The 3,417-nt window shown below is 72.0% G+C and carries 3 protein-coding genes; 2 read left to right on the forward strand and 1 reads right to left on the reverse strand.

Annotation, left to right across the window (positions count from 1 at the left end; all coding sequences use genetic code 11):
- The coding region (locus QH283_RS24185; protein ID WP_280505235.1) for an elongation factor G-like protein EF-G2 at positions 1–1,947 on the forward strand (1,947 nt) is incomplete at its 5' end.
- 19 nt (positions 1,948–1,966) lie between these two features.
- Positions 1,967–2,713 (forward strand): DUF4191 domain-containing protein, encoded by a 747-nt coding sequence (locus QH283_RS24190; RefSeq protein ID WP_280505236.1) that lies wholly within the window; start codon positions 1,967–1,969, stop codon positions 2,711–2,713.
- A 106-nt stretch (positions 2,714–2,819) separates the two neighbouring features.
- Here the strand turns inward: QH283_RS24190 and QH283_RS24195 are convergent, their stop codons facing one another.
- Entirely contained in the window at positions 2,820–3,269 is a 450-nt protein-coding gene (locus QH283_RS24195) for an RDD family protein (protein WP_280505237.1), read from the reverse strand.
- Positions 3,270–3,417 lie beyond the last annotated feature (148 nt).

Below are 3,417 nucleotides of genomic sequence, written 5' to 3' on the forward strand. Positions count from 1 at the left end.
CGCGACACAAATACCACCCTCATCCACCCCCCGGGCTACGGGTATTGGGGGGGCGCGCGGCGCGCGGGGCGGCGCGCCGCCGACGCCGCGCTGTTCGTTATCTCGGCGGCCGACGGCGCGAGCGGCGTCGGCGGGGCGACCAGGGCGCTGTGGGACGAGTGCGAGGCAGCGGGCATGCCGCGCGCGATCGTGCTCACCCATCTCGACGCCGCCCGCGCCGACTTCGACGAACTGGTGCACGCCTGTGGCCTGTTCCTCGGCGACGGTTCGTCGGAATCCATCGTGCCGCTGCACATCCCGATCTACGGAAAGGCCGGGGCGGACGGGCACCGGCAGGTCACCGGGCTGATCGACCTGCTGTCGAACCGGGTGATCGACTACTCCGGCGGGCAGCCCGTGGCCGGGAAACCGAGCGAGGAGCAGGCCCGCCTCGCCGAGCGGGGCCGCGCCCAGCTGATCGAGGCGGTGATCGCGGGCAGCGAGGACGAATCGCTCATGGAGCGCTATCTCGAGGGCGGTGAGATCGACCCGCAGACCCTGACCGCCGATCTGGAGCGGGCGGTCGCGCAGGCCGGTTTCCACCCGGTGCTGATCGGCGCCTCCGCTCCCGAAGGGGCGCGCACCGGGCTCGGCACCGTGGAATTGCTCGAGCTGATCGTCGGCGGCTTCCCCACCCCCGCCGAACACGTGGTCACCGCGCGCGGCAACGGCAGCGCCGCCGAGCCGCTGGCCTGCGACCCGAGGGCCGACCTCGCCGCCGAGGTGATCCGCACCTCCTCCGACGCCTATGTCGGCCGGGTCTCGCTGGTGCGGGTGTTCTCCGGCACCCTGCACGCCGACGACATCGTCCACGTCCGCGGCCACGGCCTCGCCGAGCCGGGCGATCCCGGCCACCCCGAGCACGACGTCGACGAGCGAGTGGGCTCGGTCGCGGCGCCGTTCGGCAAGCAGCAGCGGCCCATCCCCGAGGCCATCGCGGGCGACATCGCCTGCGTCACCAAGCTTGCGCACGCCGAGACCGGCGACACCCTGTCGGCCACCGCCGCCCCCGTCCGTATCGAGCCGTGGCCGCTGCCCGAACCGTTGCTGCCGGTCGCCGTGCGCGCGCACGCCAAGTCCGACGAGGACAAGCTGTCCACCGGTCTGGCCCGGCTCACCGCCGAGGACCCGACGCTGCGGGTCGAACACAACCGCGACACCGGGCAGCTGGTGCTGTGGTGCCTCGGCGAGGCGCACCGCGATGTGGCGCTGGAGCGGCTGCGCACCCGGTTCGGGGTGCGCGTCGATCTCGAGGAGTACCGGCTGGCACTGCGCGAGACCCTGGCCGGGCAGGCGCGGGCGCGTGGCAGGCACGTCAAGCAGTCCGGCGGGCACGGGCAGTTCGCGGTGTGCGAGATCGAGGTCAGGCCGCTGCCGACCGGGTCGGGGCTGGAGTTCGTTGACGCGGTGGTCGGCGGCGCGGTGCCCCGGCAGTTCATCGGGTCGGTGGAGAAGGGTGTGCGCGCCCAGGCCGCGCGCGGCGTGGTGGCCGGATACCCGCTGGTGGACATCCGGGTGACGCTCGTCGACGGCAAGGCCCATTCCGTCGACTCCTCCGACGCCGCCTTCCAGACCGCGGGGGCGCTGGCGCTGCGCGAGGCCGCGGCGCAGGCGGGGGTGGTCCTGCTGGAGCCGATCGACGAGGTGTCGATCGTGGTTGCCGACGATTTCCTGGGCGCCGTTCTCGGCGATCTGTCGAGCCGGCGCGGCCGCGTTCTCGGGACCACGCCGCACGGATCGGGGCGCACCCGCATCGACGCGGAGGTGCCCGAGCGGGAGTTGCGCAACTACGCGGTGGACCTGCGATCCCTCGCCCACGGCAGCGGCGAGTTCCACCGTGGCTATCTCCGCCACGAGCCGATGCCCGCACCGGTCTCGCGGACGGTGCTCGACGAGGCCCCGACATGAGCCCACTATCCTGAGTGCCATGGCAGCAGGTAAGGGCGGTAAACCGTCGAAGGAAGCGAAGGCCGCGGCGAAGGCGGCACGCAAGCAGGCGTCGAAGGAGCGTCGTCAGCAGCTCTGGCAGGCGTTCCAGATGCAGCGCAAGGAAGACAAGCTCCTGCTGCCGCTGATGATCGGCGCGCTCGTCGGCATCACCGTGGTGTTCCTGGCGATCAGCCTGATCTTCGGCATCAGCTGGTTCTTCCTGGTGCCGCTCGGCCTGCTGCTCGGCGTGCTGGTCGCGTTCATCATCTTCGGCCGCCGCGTGCAGGCCAACGTCTACGCCAAGGCCGAGGGCCAGGCGGGCGCGGCCGCGTGGGTGCTGGACAATCTGCAGGGCAAGTGGCGGGTGAGCAACGGCGTCGCCGCGACCACCCAGTTGGACGCGGTGCACCGGGTGATCGGCCGTCCCGGCGTGATCCTGATCGGCGAGGGCTCGGCGCACCGGCTCAAGCCGCTGCTCGCGCAGGAGAAGAAGCGCACCGCCCGCCTGATCGGCGACACCCCGATCTACGACTTCGTGGTCGGCAACGAGGAGGGCCAGATCCCGCTCAAGGATCTGCAGAAGCGCCTGACCAAGCTGCCCCCGAACATCGACGCCAAGCGTATGGACCAGATCGAGTCCAGGCTGTCGGCGCTGAGCAAGCGCACCGGTCCCGCGCTGCCGAAGGGGCCGATGCCCGCCGGCGCGAAGATGAAGGGCATGCAGCGCACCATCCGCAGGCGCTGAGCCGACCGAACCGTTCCACCGACACAGCCCGGGCACCCGCCCGGGCTGTTCGCCTTCCGGCCGCCTATCCCGATCGACCGGCGCCCCTACCGGGTGGTGACTGCTCTCACCTGGCGTTGACCAGGGCGGTTCCGGTGGCGCGGTCGTGCATGCCGCGGCCGTCGCCGTCGGTGAACAGCGCCGGGATGACGAACACCAGCAGCACCTGCCTGGCCAGCGCCCGGACGAAGCCGACCGGCACCGGCGCGTCGATGCGCACCACGCGCAGCCGCAGGAAGTACTGGCCGGGGGTGAAACCGAACAGCGTCACCGAGATCACGCCGATCAGGAACCAGATCAGCAGGGTGAGGTCGGCGTTGACGCCCTGCACGATCAGCGCGGAGATGCCGACGCCGATCATCCAGTCGACGAACAGCGCGGCGATACGGCGCACCGTCGAGGCCAGCGATCCGGCGCCTTCCCTCGGCAGTCCGAGCTGCTGGCCCGGGTACTCGGAGGCCGACGGATCACCGCCGGTCTCGGGTCCGCTGAGCCAGGAGCCGGTGATGCGTGCCATGACCTCAGGATAGGCGGCGGCGGGCGGCGTTGCCGCCCCCGGCCCCCCCCGCCGCAGCAACCGCCCAGCAATCGCGGCGGGGGGCCGGGTGCCCGGGAGAACCCCCGTTAGCGGCCCCGCCCGGGCAGGGGCAGGATGTGGACCGATA

The organism is Nocardia farcinica (assembly GCF_029867845.1).
Taxonomy (GTDB): Bacteria; Actinomycetota; Actinomycetes; order Mycobacteriales; family Mycobacteriaceae; genus Nocardia; species Nocardia farcinica_A.

What these genes read in the sequence shown, in the direction of transcription:
- QH283_RS24190 (WP_280505236.1), top strand. Translation starts at nt 1,967, where the DNA reads ATGGCAGCAGGTAAGGGCGGTAAACCGTCGAAGGAAGCGAAGGCCGCG.
- QH283_RS24195 (WP_280505237.1), bottom strand. Translation starts at nt 3,269, where the DNA reads ATGGCACGCATCACCGGCTCCTGGCTCAGCGGACCCGAGACCGGCGGT.